15 protein-coding genes are annotated in these 19,938 nt (G+C 55.2%); 3 read left to right on the plus strand and 12 right to left on the minus strand.

Translation table 11 applies throughout. The annotated features are described in order from the left end of the window. Window positions 1–7 precede the first annotated feature (7 nt). The 4 genes from AC1MDE_RS03810 to AC1MDE_RS03825 all read right to left on the minus strand — a co-directional run bounded on the left by AC1MDE_RS03810 (window position 8) and on the right by AC1MDE_RS03825 (window position 6,918). Window positions 8–304 carry a YbdD/YjiX family protein gene (locus tag AC1MDE_RS03810; protein ID WP_058959794.1) on the minus strand — a complete coding sequence of 99 codons (297 nt, stop codon included), beginning with the start codon at window positions 302–304 and terminating at the stop codon, window positions 8–10. Then, a complete protein-coding gene (locus AC1MDE_RS03815) occupies window positions 297–2,363 on the minus strand; it encodes a carbon starvation CstA family protein (protein ID WP_480344309.1) in 2,067 nt (688 codons plus the stop codon). Before AC1MDE_RS03815 ends, AC1MDE_RS03810 begins: the two co-directional genes overlap by 8 nt. A gap of 184 nt (window positions 2,364–2,547) precedes the next feature. Beyond that, window positions 2,548–4,482, minus strand: coding sequence for an exoribonuclease II (locus AC1MDE_RS03820; protein ID WP_058959792.1), 1,935 nt, complete (start codon window positions 4,480–4,482; stop codon window positions 2,548–2,550). 126 nt (window positions 4,483–4,608) lie between these two features. Then, the gene (locus AC1MDE_RS03825) at window positions 4,609–6,918 is read right to left on the minus strand and encodes an FdhF/YdeP family oxidoreductase (protein WP_058959791.1); all 2,310 of its coding nucleotides are present in this window, start codon (window positions 6,916–6,918) and stop codon (window positions 4,609–4,611) included. 248 nt (window positions 6,919–7,166) lie between these two features. Here AC1MDE_RS03825 and AC1MDE_RS03830 point away from each other — a divergent pair, with 248 nt between their 5' ends. Both AC1MDE_RS03830 and AC1MDE_RS03835 read left to right on the plus strand, forming a co-directional pair. Beyond that, window positions 7,167–8,756: a PTS transporter subunit EIIC gene (locus AC1MDE_RS03830; RefSeq protein WP_480344312.1), complete on the plus strand. Its 1,590-nt coding sequence runs from the start codon at window positions 7,167–7,169 to the stop codon at window positions 8,754–8,756. 252 nt (window positions 8,757–9,008) lie between these two features. Then, window positions 9,009–9,905 carry a LysR family transcriptional regulator gene (locus AC1MDE_RS03835; RefSeq protein WP_058959849.1) on the plus strand — a complete coding sequence of 299 codons (897 nt, stop codon included), beginning with the start codon at window positions 9,009–9,011 and terminating at the stop codon, window positions 9,903–9,905. Here AC1MDE_RS03835 and AC1MDE_RS03840 read toward each other — a convergent pair. The 8 genes from AC1MDE_RS03840 to pspF all read right to left on the minus strand — a co-directional run bounded on the left by AC1MDE_RS03840 (window position 9,902) and on the right by pspF (window position 19,071). After that, complete coding sequence (locus tag AC1MDE_RS03840; RefSeq protein ID WP_058959789.1) at window positions 9,902–11,023, minus strand: CMD domain-containing protein; 1,122 nt, start codon at window positions 11,021–11,023, stop codon at window positions 9,902–9,904. The genes AC1MDE_RS03835 and AC1MDE_RS03840 overlap by 4 nt on opposite strands. A 287-nt stretch (window positions 11,024–11,310) precedes the next feature. Beyond that, window positions 11,311–12,099: an enoyl-ACP reductase FabI gene (fabI, locus tag AC1MDE_RS03845; RefSeq protein WP_007892455.1), complete on the minus strand. Its 789-nt coding sequence runs from the start codon at window positions 12,097–12,099 to the stop codon at window positions 11,311–11,313. A 140-nt stretch (window positions 12,100–12,239) separates the two neighbouring features. Then, window positions 12,240–13,043, minus strand: a complete 804-nt coding sequence (gene sapF / locus AC1MDE_RS03850) for a putrescine export ABC transporter ATP-binding protein SapF (RefSeq protein ID WP_058959848.1) — start codon at window positions 13,041–13,043, stop codon at window positions 12,240–12,242. 2 nt (window positions 13,044–13,045) lie between these two features. Continuing rightward, window positions 13,046–14,041: a putrescine export ABC transporter ATP-binding protein SapD gene (sapD, locus tag AC1MDE_RS03855; RefSeq protein ID WP_058959788.1), complete on the minus strand. Its 996-nt coding sequence runs from the start codon at window positions 14,039–14,041 to the stop codon at window positions 13,046–13,048. Next, on the minus strand, window positions 14,041–14,931 hold the full coding sequence (gene sapC, locus AC1MDE_RS03860) for a putrescine export ABC transporter permease SapC (RefSeq protein ID WP_058959787.1): 891 nt from the start codon (window positions 14,929–14,931) through the stop codon (window positions 14,041–14,043). Before sapC ends, sapD begins: the two co-directional genes overlap by 1 nt. Then, on the minus strand, window positions 14,918–15,883 hold the full coding sequence (sapB, locus tag AC1MDE_RS03865; protein ID WP_034821411.1) for a putrescine export ABC transporter permease SapB: 966 nt from the start codon (window positions 15,881–15,883) through the stop codon (window positions 14,918–14,920). Before sapB ends, sapC begins: the two co-directional genes overlap by 14 nt. A 2-nt stretch (window positions 15,884–15,885) precedes the next feature. Then, window positions 15,886–17,508: an ABC transporter substrate-binding protein SapA gene (gene sapA / locus AC1MDE_RS03870; protein WP_166934988.1), complete on the minus strand. Its 1,623-nt coding sequence runs from the start codon at window positions 17,506–17,508 to the stop codon at window positions 15,886–15,888. A gap of 564 nt (window positions 17,509–18,072) precedes the next feature. Next, window positions 18,073–19,071, minus strand: coding sequence for a phage shock protein operon transcriptional activator (pspF, locus tag AC1MDE_RS03875; RefSeq protein WP_058959847.1), 999 nt, complete (start codon window positions 19,069–19,071; stop codon window positions 18,073–18,075). 163 nt (window positions 19,072–19,234) lie between these two features. Between pspF and pspA the strand changes: the two genes are divergently transcribed. Further along, the gene (pspA, locus tag AC1MDE_RS03880) at window positions 19,235–19,900 is read left to right on the plus strand and encodes a phage shock protein PspA (RefSeq protein WP_034821385.1); all 666 of its coding nucleotides are present in this window, start codon (window positions 19,235–19,237) and stop codon (window positions 19,898–19,900) included. Window positions 19,901–19,938: the final 38 nt, after the last annotated feature.

The following is a 19,938-nucleotide window of genomic DNA, read 5'->3' on the forward strand; positions in this document are numbered from 1 at the left end:
AAAAATGTCAGCAAGGACACTTGCCGAGCTTGCCTGCCTGGCTGGGAAAACGGGCCTCTAGGCAGTAGCGATGAAAGGCTCGCTCATCCATCGGCGTTTGCCCGGGATGGTGCTCACGCATATGCTTCAGATAAGTTTGATAGTCGTGAACGCCAACCATTAAGCGAAAACTTTGCTTCAATCCCTGCCATATTTGTTGCCAGCGATTAAGAGTTTGCCCGGTGGCCTGGGGTGCGATCGGTAAGCAATGCTGAATGTGCCAGACACCAATCGGTTTTTTCCAGCGATGAATGGACTCAGACATTCCGCACCTCCTTACGCAGGGAGATTTCGGATTCATGGGTGGTAGGTACCTGACTGCCCAGGGCACGGCGAATAACAAAGAACGCTGCAATCAACATGGTGACGGCCACCAGCATAAAGAAGCCACACAGGGCCGCGTTAATTTGATTGCTAAATACGATAGTTTGCATGTCCGCCACGGTTTTCGCCGGAGCGATAATCACCCCCTCATCAATTCCTTTACGGAACTTGTTGGCTTGCGCAAGGAAGCCAATGGAGGGCTTCTCGTGGAAAATCTTCTGCCAACCGGCGGTCATGGAGGTCACAAACAGCCAGGCGGTCGGTAAAATCGTCACCCACGCGTAACGCTGTTTCTTCATTTTGAACAGCACCACGGTGCCGAGAATCAACGCCATTGAGGCCAGCATCTGGTTGCCAATGCCAAACAGCGGCCAAAGGGTATTGATGCCGCCCAGCGGATCGACGACACCCTGGTAGACAAAGAAGCCCCATCCGGCTACGGCCACCGTGGTGCCCGCCATATTGCCCAGCCAGGAACGGTTGTTGGCCATGGAAGGCACCACGGTGCCAACCAAATCCTGCACCATAAAGCGACAGGCGCGGGTACCGGCATCGACCGCAGTCAGAATAAACAAGGCTTCAAACAGAATGGCGAAGTGATACCAGAACGCCATCATCACCCGGCTGTTAAATACCTCGGTGATGATGTGCGCCATCCCCACGGCAAAGGTCGGTGCGCCTCCGGCTCGGGAAAGCACGGTACTTTCACCCACATCGCGCGCAATGCCGCTCAACATTTCTGGCGTCACGACAAAGCCCCAGCCGTTAATCACCTGCGAAGCGCTCTCAACGGTGGTACCGATTAGTGCTGCGGGTGAGTTCATCGCAAAATAGACGCCCGGATCGAGCACCGAGGCACAGATCAGCGCCATGATCGCCACGAAGGATTCCATCAGCATCGCACCATAGCCGATGAATCGGATATGACTTTCACGTTCCACCAGTTTTGGCGTGGTGCCACTGGAGACCAGCGCATGGAAACCGGAGATGGCGCCACAGGCGATAGTGATAAACAGGAACGGGAACAGCGCACCCGAGAACACCGGACCGCTACCGTCTATAAATTTGGTCACTGCCGGCATCTTTAGTTCCGGCATTGCAAACACAATGCCAATTGCCAGACCAATGATGACGCCGATCTTCAGGAAAGTTGACAGGTAATCACGCGGAGCCAGCAACAGCCACACCGGCAGCGATGAAGCGACAAAGCCATAGATCACCAGCACCCAGGTCAGTTCGGTGCCTTTCAGTGTGAACAGCGGTCCCCAATAAGGATCGGCAGCCACATCGCCACCGTAAATGATCGCCGCCATCATCAGCACAAAGCCGATAATCGACACTTCAGCGATCTTGCCGGGGCGCAGATAGCGCATATACACGCCCATAAACAGCGCGATTGGAATGGTTGCGGCGATGGTAAACAGTCCCCACGGACTGTTGGCTAACGCTTTCACCACCACCAGCGCCAGCGCTGACAGGATGATGATCATCACGCCAAGCGCACCGAGCATGGTGACCACGCCCGCAAACGAACCCAGCTCCTGACGTGCCATTTCACCCAACGAGCGACCATCACGACGGGTAGAGATGAACAGGATCAAGAAATCCTGCACCGCACCAGCCAGCATCACGCCAACCAAAATCCAGATGGTGCCAGGCAGAAAGCCCATTTGCGCCGCGAGGATTGGGCCAACCAGCGGACCGGCACCAGCAATCGCCGCAAAGTGGTGGCCGAACAGTACCCATTTATTGGTCGGCACATAATCGAGACCATCATTCAGCCGCTCGGCAGGCGTGCGGCGACGGTCATCCAGTTCGAAAATACGTTCAGCGATAAACAGACTGTAGAAGCGATACGCAATGCTATAGCAGGCAACGGACGCAATAACCAGCCAGACGGCGTTGACGTGTTCGCCACGGCTGAGCGCCAGCATGGCAAACGCACCCGCACCAATTAACGCCACCACTAACCAGATCAATCCGGTTTTGACGTTGTTCATGAGTTAACTCCTTGTAGAGACCGGGAAAATAGGCGATCGGATACAACAAGTTAAAAGTAATGTAATGAATTGTTAACGACAGGGAATCGAATCAGAAGTGTGAAGCGGAAGGCAAATTTAACATCAGATAAAACTTAGGGGGAAAAATGCGGGATAACGGCTGTTATCCCGCAGATATTCATGCTCAGGCAGCCGGGCGCGCCACCACGCTACGGGTTTCCATACGCACTTCGGCGATGGTCACGTCGATAATGTCGGTCACGCGATAAGCGACTTCGCCTTTGATCTGCACGGTGCCGCTCTCTTGTGAGCAGACCAGCTCATCACGCACCGCGTGGATGAACGGGGCAGGGATAAAGGCAACGGCGCCGTTCTCCAGCAGACGTACGCGCATACCACCACGAGACACATCGATGATCTCGGCGCTGAATTTGCGATCGGTCCCGGCAGAGGGCGCGAGGAAGCGCGCATACAGCCAGTCACCCACATCACGTTCGGCCATGCGGTTCAGGCGACGACGCTCACTCATAATGGTGGTGAACTCGTCTTTTGGACGCGCAATGCTGTCGCCGCGCACAATCGCTTTCAACAGGCGATGGTTGATCATATCGCCAAATTTACGAATCGGCGATGTCCAGGTTGCATAGGCTTCGAGACCCAGACCAAAGTGCGGACCCGGTTCGGTGCCGACTTCAGCGAAGCTCTGGAAGCGACGAATGCGGCTGTCGAGGTACTGCGTTGGCTGGGCATCCAGTTGACGACGCAGCTGGCGGAAACCTTCCAGCGTGGTGATCGCCTGAGGATCCACGGTAATACCGTGACCGGCCAGCACACCAGCAGCTTGCTCTGCGTTTGCCAGATCGAAGCCGGTGTGCAGGTTATAGATACCGAAGCCCAGCTTCTCCTGCAGCACTTTGGCCGCGCAGACGTTAGCCAGAATCATCGACTCTTCAACGATGCGGTTGGCGATGCGGCGCGGCTCAGAAATGATATCCAGCACTTCACCTTTTTCACCTAGCACAAAGCGGTAATCAGGGCGATCTTTGAACACCAGCGCGTGAGTTTGACGCCACTCGCTGCGCGCCAGACACACACGATGCAACAAGCGAATCTGCCCGGCGATCGCCTCATTCTCTGGCTGCCAGCTACCGGCGTTTTCCAGCCAGTCTGACACTTCGTCATAGACCAGCTTGGCTTTAGATTCGATCCAGGCCGCAAAGAAATGCACTTCACCCGTTACGCTGCCGTCTGCCGTGAGCGTCACGCGACAGGCCAGCGCTGGACGACGCACATTTGGGCGCAGCGAACAGATGTCATCAGACAGTTCGCGCGGCAGCATAGGGATGTTGAAGCCAGGCAAATAGTTGGTGAAGGCGCGCTTTGAAGCCAGCTTATCCAGATCGCTGCCTTCCGCTACGTAAGCGGTCGGATCGGCAATCGCGATGGTTAGCTGCAGATTGCCGTCAGCCTGCTCTTCAACATACAGCGCATCATCCATATCTTCGGTGCTGGCGCTGTCGATGGTGACGAAGTTGAGCGCGGTAAGGTCTTCGCGCTGCAAGTGCTCATCCAGCATTTCGCCGAAGCCAACGTTCGGGGCTTCGCGCTCCAGATTATGGCGCGACAGGGTGACCCACCACGGCGCAAGATGATCGTCCGCAGTGACAATGAATTCGGTCAGTTCAGCATAGAATCCGCGATCGCCTTTCAGCGGATGGCGGCGCATTTCAGCCACGGCCCAGTCGCCATTCTGAAAATCATGGGTGACGTCGCGGGCAGCGCGGCACTGGATCGCCTCTTTCAGCAGTGGATGGTCAGGTACAATCGACAAACGATCGTCCTTCTTCTGCACGCGGCCCACAAAGCGGGTCAGGAACGGCTCAATCAGGGTTTCCGGCTCGGCGCTCTCGCGATCTTTATCAGTGTGGATCACCGCAGAAATACGGTCACCGTGCATCACTTTTTTCATCTGCGGAGGGGGAATGAAGTAGCTTTTTTGGGCATCGACTTCGAGGAAGCCAAAGCCTTTTTCCGTGCCTTTCACAACACCTTCGGCGCGCGGAGTTTGCGCGTGAAGCTTCTCTTTCAGCTGCGCGAGCAGCGGGTTATCCTGGAACATAATGTATTTAGTTTCGTGGCCTAAGAGCGGTGGACAGTTTTACGCGAATCAGGGGCGCGCGGCAAGGCCAAAACAGGCTAAAAAGCCGCATTACGCGGCTTTTTACCTTCTGATAACGCTGACGACTCAGGCGATACGTTGGGTCGGTACAGCGGCGGTTAACGCCAGTTTTACCGGCACCGATTTCGAGGTCGGCGTCCCGCTGCCGTCACCATAGCTGGAGAGCGGCACCAGCGGGTTGGTTTCCGGATAATAGGCCGCGAGATTACCGCGCGGAATGTTATACGGCACCAGCTTAAAGCCACTCACACGGCGCGTCAGGCCATCATTCCACAGCGTTTCGATATCCACCAGCTGGCCTTCGCTGAAGCCGAGTGATGCCATGTCATCCGGGTGGATAAACACCACTTCACGCTGACCATACACGCCACGATAACGGTCATCGAGGCCGTAAATGGTGGTGTTGTACTGGTCATGCGAACGCAGGGTTTGCAACGTGAACGGCACCTCCACTTCGCTGCCCAGCTGTGGGAACAGCGAGGTTGGCAAGGCTGCCGCGCTGAACTCCGCCCGTTTGCTTGGCGTATTGAAACGCAACTCCGCCGCGGCGCTACCCAGGTAGAATCCGCCCGGAATATCACACTTGTTATTAAAGTCGGCAAAGCCAGGAATAGTGGCACCAATGTGATCGCGGATCACGTTGTAATCATCGGCCATGCCCAGCCAGTCAATCTTGTCACTGCCCAGCGTGGCGTGTGCAATACCGGCCACAATCGCGGTTTCGGAGCGCTGGGTATCTGCCAGTGGAATGCCCACACCTTCTGAGGCGTGTACCATGCTGAAAGAGTCTTCAACGGTGATGAACTGGTTACCGCTGGCCTGACGATCGCGCTCAGTACGGCCGAGCGTCGGCAGAATCAAACCTTCGTGGCCCGGCACCAGATGGCTGCGATTGAGTTTGGTGCTGATGTGCACGGTCAGACCGCAATGCTGAAGCGCTTCCTCTGTCACCGGGGAATCGGGTGCGGCAGCCGCAAGGTTGCCGCCCAGGGCGATCAGCACTTTCACTTCATCACGCAGCATCGCGCCAAGCGCTTCAACGGTGTTATGACCGTGTTCACGCGGCGGTTCGAAGCCGAAATGCGCGCCCAAGGCATCAAGGAACGGCTTATTGGGTTTCTCATCGATCCCCATGGTGCGGTTCCCCTGCACGTTACTGTGGCCGCGCACCGGACAAAGGCCAGCGCCTTTTTTACCCAGCTGTCCAAACAGCAGTTGCAGGTTGGTTATCTCACGCACCGTATCAACGGAGTGTTTATGCTGAGTCACGCCCATTGCCCAGGTAATGATGACACGCTCAGCGCTCTGGTAGATCGCGGCCGCTTCCCGAATCTGCGCTTCGCTCAGGCCGGATTGACGCACGATATCGTCCCAGCGAGTGTTATCCACGGCAGCCAGATAGCTCTCAATGCCATGGGTGTTGGCGTCGATAAATTCTTGATCAAAGATGCCTGGTTCACCCGCAGCTAAACGCTCGCGTTGCACTTGCAGCAGAGTTTTCACCATGCCGCGAATCGCTGCCATATCGCCGCCGAGATTGGGCTGATAATAGGCAGAACTAATGGTTCCCGCCATGGAGGTGACGACTTCCAGTGGTTTCTGCGGGTCGGCAAAACGTTCTAACCCACGCTCGCGCAGTGTGTTGAACGTCACAATTTTCGCACCGTGATCGGCTGCGTGGCGCAGGCTGTGCAGCATACGTGGATGGTTAGTGCCCGGATTTTGACCAATAACAAAAATCGCATTGGCGTGGTCAAAATCATCGAGACGAATGGTGCCTTTCCCGACGCCGATGCTGCGCTTCAAGCCGGTGCCGCTGGCTTCGTGGCACATATTGGAACAGTCAGGGAAGTTATTGGTGCCCATCACGCGGCCGAAAAGCTGATAGAGCCATGAGGCTTCGTTACTGGCGCGACCGGAAGTGTAAAGCTCCATCTGGTCGGGATGATCCATCGCCTTAAGATGACGGGCGATCATCGCCAACGCATCGTCCCAGCTGATCGGTTCATAGTGATCGGTGGCGCTGTTATAGCGCATCGGATGCGTCAGGCGTCCCTGATACTCCAGGAAATAGTCGCTCTGTTGATACAGGGTGCTCACGCTGTGTTGAGCGAAAAACTCGGGCTCCACCACACGGCGGGTCGCTTCCCAGGTCACGGCTTTCGCGCCGTTCTCACAGAAGCTGAAGGTGCTCTTGTTGTCATCACCCCATGCACAACCCGGGCAGTCAAAGCCACGTGCTTTGTTCATGCGCATCAAATTGCGCATGTTTTTCAGCGCAGCTTTACTATCAAGGACGAAACGGGTGGTAGCTTCCAAAGAGCCCCAGCCGCCAGCAGCGGCACGATAAGGCTGAATTTTACGTTTAAATTTCATAGTCGTTGCAGGCTTATTGTTTATGAATTGTTATCAGAATATGACTTCTGTTGTGAGGAAGTGTGCGACTGACAGCAAAAGTTGTCTAATTGATTGGTTTAATGGTGCGATAGGCGGCGTTTATCGCGATCAAACAGTCAGAAGCGTGATGTGGTTCAAACTTTACCTGCTGGCAGGACAGCGTCGCGACGTGACAATCCAATAACTGGCTAATAATTGCTCTTTCAATTGATGAAAGGGCGCGCACCATGAAGAATCTTGCCAGCCAAATTCACGCCTTCGGTAAAGCCTTAATGATGCCGATCTCCGTTATTGCCGCCGCCGGGATTTTTCTCGGGCTGGCTGCGGCGATGCAGAACCCCGCCGTCACCGGTGATGCCTTTGCCAATATGCAGGTGCCACAACTGATTATTGGTTTTATCCGCAAAGTGGCGGCGGCCTTATTTGCCAATCTGCCCGTGTTCTTCGCCGTAGCCAGCGCCATTGGTCTGGCGAAAGCGGAGAAGCCTACTGCGGCTTTTGCGGCAGTCATTGGCTATGTCGTGATGAATGTGGGCATCAGTGCTACGCTGGCGGCCAAAGGGCTGACGGCGGCCACCACGACCCCAGAAGCCTTACAGCAAGCAGGCCTGGATCAAACCACGGCGATGATGACTTCGGCAGAGTACATCGAGATGCTGGGCATCTTTACTTACAACATGAGTGTGCTTGGCGGCGTGATTGCCGGGCTAGTCACCGTGGCACTGCATAATCGCTTTTACACGCAACCATTGCCGACGGCGATTAGCTTTTTCGGCGGGCGGCGCTTTGTCCCCATCGTCACCGTTATCGTCTTGCCGCTGATTGGCGTGCTGCTGGCCTTGATCTGGCCCACGATCGGCGAAGGCATTGCCTGGGTCGGCAAGATGATTGGGAAAAGCGGCCAGTACGGCGCGTTTCTGCTGGGAACCGGCGAACGTCTGCTTATCCCGACTGGCTTGCACCATATCCTCAATGAAACAGTGCGTTTCACCCCTATCGGTGGCATGGCGACGGTGGACGGGCAAACCATTGTTGGTGCACTGAATATCTTCAACACTTCGCTCACCAATCCAGGCGCTATACCTGATGAGACGGTGCGCAGTGCCACCCAATTCCTGGCTCAGGGTAAAATCCCGGTGATGATGTTCGGCTTGCCTGCTGCTGCACTGGCGATCTACCACACCGCGCGTCCGGAGCATAAACAGCGGGTTAAAGCGCTGGTGATGGCAGGTGCGTTGACCTCCTTCACCACCGGCATCACTGAACCGCTGGAGTTCTGTTTTATCTTCGTATCACCGGTGCTCTACATCCTGCATGCGGTATTGACCGGACTGTCATTTATGCTGATGTCGATGCTGCATTTAATGATCGGCAACGTGCAGGGCGGCGCCATCGATCTGGTGGTGTTCGGTATTCTCGGCGGCAGTAAAACCCAATGGTGGTGGACGGTAGCGCTGGGGGTGATTTATGCGCCGATCTACTATTACGGCTTCCGTTTTGTCATAACGCGCATGCAAGTGGAAACGCCGGGGCGTGAATCAGATGAGGAGCCGCAAACCGCGCAGGTGACAGCGGATGAACGCACTCAGGTGATCATCAGCGGGTTGGGCGGCGAGGCCAATATAGAGGACGTCGATTGCTGTTTCACACGCCTGCGGGTACGCGTGAAAGAGATGAAAGAGGTGGTGAATCAAACGCTGCTGACTACCGGAGCTAACGGGATTAACCGTGTCAGCGATCACGATGTGCAGGTGATTTACGGTCCGCAGGTGGAGAAAATTGCTAACGAAGTAAAAAGTGCATTAGGCGTGGCGTAACACACTTAGTTATCATGCTAATAATAAAATGAGCAATCAATGTTAAATGCAGTTTGCCCTAATTTGCGAAGATGCATTTGCCCCTTCAAGAGCTAAGCCATTAAGAGTGCCGGAGATAAGCGCCGGGTGGGGCATCAACTTTCCACCGAAGGCTGCCGTTGGGCGGCCTTCGTGCTTTTTGTGCCGTGAACAGGATAAAGCGGTGCGGGTTTGCTACCATAGCGCGATCGTGACTTTAAGGTGGATGCCAAAATCGACATCAAGCAATTGATATATCTCTGTAATTTAGAGCGTGAGCGCCATTTTGGCCGCGCGGCAGAGGCCAGTTTTGTCAGTCAGCCGACCTTATCGATGCGGTTAAAAAACCTTGAGCGCGAACTGGGTTTATCGCTGATTAATCGCAGCAACAACTTCGATGGCTTTACGCCGGAAGGGGAACGGGTGCTGACCTGGGCGCGTGAGATCGTGTCGGTTTACTCGGGACTGAAGCTGGAAGTCGAGTCGCTGAAGCATGGCGTCAACGGCACGCTGCGACTCGGTGTGATGCCACAGTGTAGTGTCGCCTTGCCGGCGTTATTAAAAGCGGTTGAAACACGTTATCCGCAGCTGGATTATCGCGTCTCCGCCATGAGTGCGGACCAACTGCTGGAGGCACTCAATAGCCATACGGTGGACGGCGGGATTGGCTTCTTCGAGCTCACCGCTCTGCGAGAACTACACTTTCAGACCGCGCTGTTAAAAGATCCCGGCGTGGAGGCGATTTTTAATCCTCAGCACTTCCCAGATTTACTTCAACACGACACGGTTTCACTTGCGCAACTGGCGCAGCTTCCGCTGTGCCTTGCGGAACCCACGCGCTATTTCCGTCGTTACGTGGATAGCCAACTGCGCGAAACCGGTTTGCTACCACGAGTGATTGTGGAAAGTGCCTCGATTATGCAGCTATTACAGAGCGCGCAGGTGGGATTAGGCGTGATGGTGTCGCCGCGCGGACATTTACTGCCGGAAATGCTGCAAAATGTGGCGCGGAGGCCGATTGCGATGGCACCCATGGGACGCCAGGCCGCGTTGGTGGTTGCTGAGCCGGGCAGGGCATCGCCGCTGGCTCAACATTTCTTTGACGAAGCGCGGCGCCATCTGCCGGATTAACGCGTTTCACCCAGCGCCATCCCTAACCGATCCTGCCAGCTGGCAAACGCCACTGCTTGCAACAGTGTGAAAATGCGCTCGGTTCCCCATCCCGCATTCAGCAATGGCTGCAGGTGTGCTGCGCTAAACCGCTCTGGTATGCGAACCAGCTGAGCGGTAACGCCAATTAACGGCTGCGCTTCGCCCGCTTTATCCACATCTGCAAGCAAAACTTCGCGCTGACTGCCGGCATGACGTGCGAACTGGCGCTGACAGCCCAGGATGCGCGCACTGGTTGCCAGCGCCAATGCGGTTTCCTCGTCATGATTTTCGCTGATGCGCTGTTGCAGGGTTGCCCAGCCATACAACGCCTGCGCATCATGCACCAGCAACCAAATCGCATCGTCTAAACCTTCTATACCCTGACAAAAGGTCATCGCCGCCAGTTGATCGGCGCTGGCATAGCGCAATTCAACCGGCTTAAGTGCGTGCTGCCATGCAACGTCACGGGCAAAGAACGTGACATCAGCATCCGCTGGCGGTGTTACGCCGGGTATCCAGCGCACCGGCAAGCCCATCAGAGCCTGCAGTGCCGCGACCACTCGCGCCTGATAGCTGACAAATCCCACCAGTTGATTGAGGGTGACAATATCCGGCTCAGTGAGCCCGACGGCATCCAGTGCGCTAATGCTCCCGGCGTTAATCAGTGCCGGTTGCATTGCCAGCTGACGCGCGTACTGGGTGATTTGTGTCAGGCGATTGTTGCTCTCACGCGATGAATCCGGCCCCGGCAGCGGATTGAGTCGTGCAGAGTAGTGATTACACAGACGCTGCACCCCCGCAACCTGCGCCACCGTCAACGCGGTACTGAGACGATCGTAGAGCGTTAAGGTATGGGTTAATGAGTTGCTGAGACTATCCGGCAGCAAAATCTGGCTGAGATCGCGCGCTGCCAGCAACGCCGGCTGGAAGCGAGTGAACAGCGGCTGCAGTGCAGTGGCTTCCTGCTGCAGACCCAATAAAAAACGATCTTCGATGTAAGCGGCTTCGGGCACTAATGGCGCAGTGGCCTGGGTGTGCGGGCGAGTCTGGCTTTCATAAAACCAGTGGTCATGGCCGGGAGAACGGCGTTGTTCCATGGTCATTCCTTGCGCAAAAAACGGTCTGGGTACGCGACGGGCAAATCTGAAAAGCGCATCGCCACCAAAAGGCTAGCTTATCGTCGCTGAAGCACTGGCTGTGGCAAAAGAATGAAGGGGAATAATTAAGATCGAATGAATCTATACGCCTGAAAATTCAAGCGGTAGCTAGCAGGGAGAGGTGAGTTTGCGGGAGAAATCAGTCGAAAGTGAACAGGGCGAAAATCGGCGAAGACAGCCGAGACTTCGCTAAGAAAAAAGGCGAGCACCCGGCTCGCCTTCAGAACTTATTTCAGTTCCAGCTCGTTCATCGCGGCAATGCTGAAGCCGCCATCAACGTGTACCACTTCACCAGTGATACCACCCGCCAGGTCAGAGCACAGGAAGGCCGCAGAGTTACCCACGTCTTCGATGGTGACAGTACGGCGAATTGGAGTAACAGCTTCACAGTGAGCCAGCATCTTACGGAAATCTTTGATGCCTGATGCTGCCAGAGTACGGATTGGACCCGCGGATACGGCGTTAACACGCGTACCTTCAGGACCCATCGCGTTCGCCATATAACGTACGTTGGCTTCCAGAGACGCTTTAGCCAGACCCATCACGTTGTAGTTCGGGATCGCGCGCTCTGCACCCAGGTAAGACAGGGTCAGCAGGGCTGAGTTCGGGTTCAGCATCGCACGGCACTCTTTTGCCATCGCCACGAAGCTGTAGGCAGAGATGTCGTGAGCGATTTTGAAGCCTTCACGGGTCACGGCGTTCACGTAGTCACCATCCAGCTGATCGCCAGGTGCGAAACCGATTGAGTGAACGAAACCGTCAAATTTTGGCCAGGTTTTTGCCAGTTCGGTGAACAGCGCAGTGATGCTCTCGTCTTCTGCCACATCGCACGGCAGAACAATGTCAGAACCCAAATCTTTAGCGAACTCTTCCACACGACTTTTCAATTTGTCGTTCTGGTAGGTGAAAGCCAGTTCTGCGCCCTGTTTGTGCATCGCCTGTGCAATACCGTAGGCAATGGAGAGTTTACTGGCAACGCCAGTAATCAGAATGCGCTTACCGGAAAGAAAACCCATAGCTGTAATCCTTATGGTCATTGTTGTTGGCGGTCGCAATGATTAAATAGTAGGCGACCGACGTTAATCGACGTGCGGATTCTAGCACGTCTCTCTCAAATGCGGTAAATCGCACCGCGTTTTCGCGATGTGATGATCAATTAACGAACTTTTCGCCAGGCTTCGGCGGTTAAGGCTTCGCCAAAGTGGCTGGTGATCAGGCGTTTGGTGAGGTCGTGCAGCGGCGAGGCCAGCACATCTGCTGTGCCGCCACGTTCCACCACTTCGCCCTGATGCATCACCAGCACCTGATCGCTAATGTGCTTCATCATGCCGATATGTTGCGTCACATAAATATAGGCGATGCCGTGCTTCTCCTGCAGTTCCAGCATCAGATTCACCAACTGGGAACGCATGGTCATGTCCAGTGAGGCGAGGGCTTCATCGGCGACAATCACCTTCGGCTGCAGGATGAGTGCGCGAGCCAGCGCCAGACGCTGTTTCTGGCCGGGGGCCAGCATATGCGGATAGTAACCGGCGTGATCGCGCAGCAAACCCACCTGGCGCAGTGTGGCAATAATGCGCTTCTCTCGCGCTTCATCATCCAGTTCGGTATTCAGGCGCAGCGGGAAATCGAGGATCTGACTGACGCGCTGGCGCGGATTAAGCGAGGTCGAAGGATCCTGAAAAATCATGCGAATACGCTGGCTACGATAACCGTAATCGCCATACTCCAGCGGATGATCATCAATCAGCATCTCGCCATCGGTGGGTTCCACCATCCCGCTCAGCATCTTGGCCAGCGTCGATTTACCTGAACCGTTTTCACCTATCACCGCCAGCGTCTGTTTCTCACGCAGGGTGAAACTCACGCCTTTCACCGCCTCAACATGTTGTCGGCGAAACAGACCGGTGCGATAGCGATAGGTTTTACTCAGGTTGCGCACTTCCAGCAGCGTTTCCATGCTCATTGCCCCTCCACATTTAACGGGAAGTGACAGGCAAACAGGTGGGATTTAGTGCCGGTGAGGCGCGGCGTCTCAATGCATTTACGCTGCGCATACGGGCAACGCGGGCCCAGACGACAGCCAATCGGTAAATGCTCCAGTGAGGGAATCGCGCCGGAAAGTGTGTTCAGGCGGCTTTTATGCGGTAGCGCACTGCCAAAGTCGGGCATCGCGCGGATCAGCGCCTGGGTATAGGGATGATGCGGCGTATCCATTAAATCTTCACTCTGCGCGGTTTCAACGGTCTGACCGCAGTACATCACGTTGATGCGATCGGCCCACTGGCTCATGGTGCGCAGATCATGGCTGATCAGCAAAATCGTGGTGTTGTTATTTTGGTTGAGGCGGCTTAGCAAGCGGAATATTTGTGCCTGCGTGGTGGGCTCCATGGCGTTAGTTGGTTCATCGGCGATCAGCAGACGCGGCTGATTGGCCAGTGCGATGGCGATCATCACCTTCTGACATTCACCTTCCGTCAACTCATACGGGAAACTGCGCATGATGTCTTTGTGATCTTTAATGCCCACGCGGTGCAACAGTTCGATGGCGCGCGCTTTGCGCCAGAACCACAAACGCTGATACCAGCGGCCTTTAAAGGTCCAGCGCGGAATAGCCTGCATCAACTGGCGGCCAATACTTTCTGAAGGATCCAGACAGGATTGGGGTTCCTGGAAAATCATCGACACGTTATGGCCGACAATACGACGTCGTTCGCGCGGCGACAGGCGAAGTAAATCGACATCGTCGAACACCATGCGATCGGCGGTGACGCGCCAGTTATCTTTGGTTACACCACAAATCGCCTTGGCAATCAGACTTTTGCCAGAACCAGATTCACCCACCAGCCCACGCACTTCACCTTCACTGAGTGTCAGGTTAATGCGATCAACGGCCTTCACCGGACCTTCTGAGGTCATGAACTCGATAGTGAGATTGCGAATATCCAGTAACGGCATTATTCAGCTCCCGCTTCTACAGCGCGACGGATGCCATCGCCCAGCAGGTTAATGATCAACACACTGACCATCAGCGCGACGCCGGGCAGCATCACGGTCCAGGGCGCGACATAAATCAGCTCCAGCGCATCGCCCAGCATCGCTCCCCATTCCGGTGAGGGCAGTTGCGCCCCTAAATCGAGGAAACCGAGCGCGGCAATGTCGAGAATGGCCATGGATAGCGAACGGGTAAATTCACTTACCAGCAGTGGCAACACGTTTGGCAGCACCGCGTTCCACAGAATATTCAGGTTACGCGCGCCGTCCAGACGCAGCGCCACCACATACTCTTTTTCCATCTCATTATGTACCGCAGTATAGATCTCACGCACCAGACGCGGGATGATCGCCAGCAAAACGGCCAGCATGGCGTGTTCAAGACGCGGGCCTAAAAAGGCCACCACGATAATCGCCAGCAGTAGCGACGGAATGGAGAGCAAAGTATCCAGCACGTGATTCATCACGGCAGAGCGTAAACCATGAGTAATGCCCGCCAGAATGCCGAGAATCAGCGCGCAGATTGCGGCCAACACCGTGACCAGCAGGGCCGAGCCCACGGTCGGAGCCACACCGCTTAGTAGGCGACTGAGCACATCGCGGCCCAAATCGTCGGTGCCGAGGAAGAAGGAGACATCCCCATAGCGCGACCAGGAGGGCGGCAACAGTTGATAACCAAGGAATTGCTGGTCGATGCCGTAAGGCGACAGCAAGCCGCCAAACAGGCACAGGAACAGCAGGGCGCCGAAACCGTACAACCCAATCATGCCACTGGTATCACGATAAAAACGCTGCCAGAACAGACGAAACGGGCTGGGCAGCCGCTTCTCTGCATAGATATCATCGTAAGGCATACCATTCCTTGTGTTTCAACGGATTAAGCGCCGCACCCAGAATATCTGACAGCACGCTGACCAGAATCACCAAACCGCCGACCACCATCACACCGGCAGAGATGGCCGCATAATCCTGCTGACGAATGGCGTTGATCAACCAGCGGCCAATGCCCGGCCAGTTGAACACCACTTCCGTAATCATCGCCAGCGTCAGCATGGTAGAAAACTGCAAACCCAGACGCGGGATGACGGGCGGCAGCGCGTTGTGCAGCACATGGCGGCGAATCACGGTGAAGCGAGATAATCCGCGCGTGGCTGCCGCTTTCACATAGTTTTTATCCATGACATCGCTAGTGCTGCTGCGCAGTAAACGAATGACCTCGGTGGTTGGCGCGACCGCCAGGACCACCACCGGCAAAATCATATGAGTCAGGGCACTCATCAACATCTCATGGCGCCACGGTGAAGGACTCAGCCAGGCATCAATCAGTGCAAAGCCGGTCACGTTTTGTACCGGGTAGAGCAGATCAAAGCGTCCGGAAACCGGCAACCAGCCCAGTGTCAGGGAGAAGAACAGGGTGAACAGCAGTGCCAGCCAGAACACCGGCATCGAGAAACCGAGCAGTGCCAGTGCGCTGATGGCTTTATCCTGCCATTTTTTGCGCATCACACCCGCGCAAATTCCCAGCGGAATACCCACCAGCAGCGCCAGCATGAAGGCCAGAATGCAAAGCTCCAGCGTGGCGGGGAACACCTCGCGCAGTTGCAGGTCGATCAGCTGGCCGTTGGTGCTGGAAACACCGAAGTCAAATTGCAGCAGGCCTTTAAACCAGAACCACCAGGCATCGAACAGTGAGGCACCTTCCAGCGGCGCATTCGGCGTAAAGTAGCTAAGGCTGAAACTCACCAGCGACAATAAAAACAGGGTGATCAGCAGCAACAGCAGGCGACGCAATATATAGATGATCATGCTTATTCCTCGCTGCTCTCATCACGGTAAACCCCGGCAAACGAGGCATTCCCGAACGGACTTAGCACCAGACCTTTAATATCATGGCGATATGCCTGTAAACGCAACGATGACGCCAGCGGCAATACCGGTAATTCCTGCGCCAGAATTTGCTGTGCCTGATCGTAGCTGTCGATGCGCGCCGAAAGTTGTTGCGACAACAGCGCCCGTTGCAATGATTCATCAAAGGCCGGTGAACACCAGTGCGCAAAGTTGGTCTGCGAGCGGATGGCCGCACAGCTCAACAGCGGCCGGAAGAAGCTATCCGGGTCGTTACTGTCTGTTGCCCAGCCGGTCAGCGTCAGATCATGATTCATCGCCATCAACTGCGCTTCCTGGAAACGGCCTTCCACCGGCGCGATGGTGACGCGCACGCCAACCTGAGCCAAATCGGCTTGCAGCAGTTCAGCGGTTTTCAGTGGGCTGGGGTTCCAGGATTGTGAGGTGGTAGGCACCACCAGTCGCAAGTGCAGATCTTCCAGCCCGAGCGCTTTCAGCGCTTCACGAGCTTTCGCCGGATTGTATTCGGTGACCCGCGCATCATTATCATACGCCCAGGAAGCACGCGGTAAAATGGAGGCGGCGGTTTCGGCAGTGCCGTAATAGATCGATTCCATCAGGCGTTCGTTATTGATCGCCAGTGCCAGCGCGTGACGCACTTCCGGGCGATCCAGTGGCGGTTTACGCGTATTGAACGCTAAATAGGCGATGTTCATGCCAGGACGCAGCGTCATGCGCAGTCGCGGGTCATCACGCAAAATGGAGAGCTGGCTGGCCGCCGGATACGCCAGCACATCGCATTCACCTGTGAGCAACTTCGAAAGACGTCCTGTTCCGCCTACGCCAAGATCGATCACCACTTGCTGCAGACGCGGCACACCTTTCCAGTACTGCGGATTGCGCGCCAGGCGCAGATATTGCCCGGTACGGTACTCGCTCAACTGGAACGGACCGGTGCCCACCGGCTCGCGATCAAGGCGCTCCTGCTGGCCTTTCGCCGTCAGCTGGTCGGCATATTCCTGCGACAGGATTGGCGCGTAATGTGTAGCAATGTGCCAGAGGAAAGAGGCATCCGGACTGTTGAGACGGATTTCTACCGTGTCGTTGTCCAGTTTTTTAACACTTTGTACCGAGTCAGAGAACTGCAAACTATCGAAATAGGGATAGCTGCCACCGTTGACGTTATGCCACGGATGCTGGCGATTAAACATGCGCGCAAAGCTGAACACCACGTCATCGGCATTCATTTTTCGCGTGGGTTTAAACCAGTTGGTGTGCTGGAAAGAGACATCTTTGCGCAGATGAAAACGATAAGTGGCACCGTTGTCACGCACTTCCCAGCTCTGTGCCAGGTCAGGAATCAGGCGATAAGTGTAAGGGTCCACATCCAGCAGGCGGTCATAGAGCTGTGCCGCCAGCGTATCCACAACCAGGCCGCTGCTGACCATTTGAGGATTAAAGGTATTGACCGTGCCATTGACGCAATAAACAAAACCGCTATTACGGATGTTATTGGTTGGTGCGGCCAGCGCAGACGCACTCAATACGCTGAGACCGAGCAGCAGCGAGGAGAATAATTTTGGCATAGAACTCAACGATTCTGAGGCAATAGCGTGAGTGTATCGCAAACGTCACGCACTCCCCAAATTCATGATGGTTCTGCGTTGTTTTTCGCCAATCTGGCGAAGGGGTAATCACAATGTTAGTGTGGAAATGAGAAAAATTCTCAATTAGGGCTTTACAGATGATAATAAGAATGATTATTATTCTTCTGCGCTTCGACGGTGGCTCTACCGAAGAAGAGCACGACATTGCTCACATTGCTTCCAGTATTAAGTTGCCCGCATCTAATGCGGGCTTTTTTTTGTGTGTCGTTTTTCCCGTCATCTTTTGCACTGCTGCTGCGTTGGCTGCGCGCACTAACCCCAGTCACATACTGATGTATGCTCCCGGGGATTAGCGCACTTGCCGCCTTGCATCAGCACAAAAGCTATAGGGAAAACCGACCCACACCTGTGCTGTCGTTGAAAAACCTTTCGACCAGTTAAACGATGATGTGGGGATTTCTCCGCTAGCAGCAAAGCCACGATGTACTCCAAAATTATCACCGGGGGCTTTTCATCTTACGTGGCTAACGTTCCCCCCATTGGCTAATCCTCATCCCGCGCCTGGATGCCGTGCTTTTTCATCATGGCGCGTAACTGATGGTAGGTAACGCGCAGTAGCTCGGCGGCGCGGCGTTGGTTGTATTTTGCCTGTTGCAAGCTGGCTTCGACCAGGTCGCGCTCCTGCTGATTTTGCCACTGGCGCAGATCAAGTGGCAGGGAGGGTAAGCCGCTGGTGCTGGGCTCGGGTAGGGTTTCAGGCGGGGCGCTGCGCGGAGCGAACGGATTGATAATGATGTTATCCAGTTCCTCTTCTGCACTGTGATGGCGATACACCGATCGTTCCACCACATTCTTCAATTCACGTACATTACCGGGCCAACTGTGGGTGAGTAGCGTGAGCTGAGCGCGCTCGCTGAAGCCGGGAAACAACGGCAGGCCGAGCTCGCGGCACATCTGGATAGCAAAATGCTCGGCCATCACCAGAATATCGCTGCGGCGTTCGCGTAATGGTGGGAGTTGCACCACATCAAAGGCGAGACGATCGAGTAGATCCGCGCGGAATTTTCCTGCCGCAGCCAGTGCGGGTAAATCCTCATTGGTGGCACACACCAGACGCACATTGACCTGCAAGGACTGATTGCCGCCAACACGCTCTAACTGGCCGTATTCGATGACACGTAGTAGCTTTTCCTGCACCAGCATCGGCGCGGTCGCCAGCTCATCGAGGAATAAGGTGCCGGCATCAGCGCGTTCAAAGCGGCCAAGATGACGTTTTTGCGCGCCGGTAAACGCCCCGGCTTCGTGGCCGAACAGTTCGGAATCGAGCAGGTTTTCATTCAGTGCCGCGCAGTTCAGCGACACAAAAGGCCCTTGCCAGCGATCGGAGAGATAGTGCAGGCGGCTGGCAATCAACTCTTTACCGGTTCCGCGTTCGCCAATGACCAGCACCGGTTTTTCCAGCGGCGCGAGACGGGAAACCTGCTCCAGCACCTCCAGAAAGTTATTCGACTCGCCCAACAGGTTATCGTTACCATTTGCCATGATGAATTTCGCCACTGGTTAATCAATTTCACTACATTAATGGATGCCAGCGCGAATGTAAAATATGCAAACCTCTTAAAATCAATGAATTAAAAGTTGGCACGGCATTTGTATTAAGTAACCGTGCACCGCACAACCACATGACAATCAGAGGAACATCATTATGGGTATTTTTTCTCGTTTCGCCGACATCGTGAACGCTAACATCAATTCCCTGCTGGAACGCGCCGAAGATCCGCAGAAACTGGTACGCCTGATGATTCAGGAAATGGAAGACACGCTGGTGGAAGTTCGCTCCACCTCAGCGCGCGCGCTGGCAGAAAAGAAACAGCTGCTGCGCCGTATCGAGCAGGCCGAAATCCAGCAGGCTGAATGGCAGGAAAAAGCCGAACTGGCCATCAGCAAAGAAAAAGAAGACTTAGCGCGTGCTGCGCTGATTGAAAAACAGAAACTAACCGATCTGATTGCAGCACTCAAACAAGAAGCCATTCAGGTTGAGGAAACACTGGACCGCATGAAAGGCGAGATCGGTGAGCTGGAGAAAAAACTCAGCGAAACCCGTGCACGCCAGCAGGCCCTGACGCTGCGTCATCAGGCGGCATCTTCTTCCCGCGATGTGCGCCGTCAGCTGGACAGCGGCAAGCTGGATGAAGCCATGGCGCGTTTCGAGTCTTTCGAACGCCGTATCGACCACATGGAAGCGGAAGCGGAGAGTCAGCGTTTTGGTAAGCCAAAAGGTCTCGACCAGGAGTTTGCCGAGCTGAAAGCTGACGACGAAATCAGCCAGCAACTGGCCGCGCTGAAAGCCAAAATGAACCGCAGCGAGTAAGGGACGTGGGGCTCGACGCTGAGCCCCTCGACCAGAGT

It is taken from the genome of Pantoea folii, assembly GCF_056678875.1.

Bases quoted from the DNA above. Each gene is read 5' to 3' on its own strand.
- sapF (WP_058959848.1), bottom strand. From the start codon at position 13,043: ATGGAAACGCTGCTGGAAGTGCGCAACCTGAGTAAAACCTATCGCTAT.
- AC1MDE_RS03815 (WP_480344309.1), bottom strand. From the start codon at position 2,363: ATGAACAACGTCAAAACCGGATTGATCTGGTTAGTGGTGGCGTTAATT.
- AC1MDE_RS03825 (WP_058959791.1), bottom strand. From the start codon at position 6,918: ATGAAATTTAAACGTAAAATTCAGCCTTATCGTGCCGCTGCTGGCGGC.
- pspA (WP_034821385.1), top strand. From the start codon at position 19,235: ATGGGTATTTTTTCTCGTTTCGCCGACATCGTGAACGCTAACATCAAT.
- fabI (WP_007892455.1), bottom strand. From the start codon at position 12,099: ATGGGTTTTCTTTCCGGTAAGCGCATTCTGATTACTGGCGTTGCCAGT.
- AC1MDE_RS03820 (WP_058959792.1), bottom strand. From the start codon at position 4,482: ATGTTCCAGGATAACCCGCTGCTCGCGCAGCTGAAAGAGAAGCTTCAC.
- sapC (WP_058959787.1), bottom strand. From the start codon at position 14,931: ATGCCTTACGATGATATCTATGCAGAGAAGCGGCTGCCCAGCCCGTTT.
- AC1MDE_RS03840 (WP_058959789.1), bottom strand. From the start codon at position 11,023: ATGGAACAACGCCGTTCTCCCGGCCATGACCACTGGTTTTATGAAAGC.
- sapA (WP_166934988.1), bottom strand. From the start codon at position 17,508: ATGCCAAAATTATTCTCCTCGCTGCTGCTCGGTCTCAGCGTATTGAGT.
- AC1MDE_RS03830 (WP_480344312.1), top strand. From the start codon at position 7,167: ATGAAGAATCTTGCCAGCCAAATTCACGCCTTCGGTAAAGCCTTAATG.
- AC1MDE_RS03810 (WP_058959794.1), bottom strand. From the start codon at position 304: ATGTCTGAGTCCATTCATCGCTGGAAAAAACCGATTGGTGTCTGGCAC.
- sapD (WP_058959788.1), bottom strand. From the start codon at position 14,041: ATGCCGTTACTGGATATTCGCAATCTCACTATCGAGTTCATGACCTCA.
- sapB (WP_034821411.1), bottom strand. From the start codon at position 15,883: ATGATCATCTATATATTGCGTCGCCTGCTGTTGCTGCTGATCACCCTG.
- pspF (WP_058959847.1), bottom strand. From the start codon at position 19,071: ATGGCAAATGGTAACGATAACCTGTTGGGCGAGTCGAATAACTTTCTG.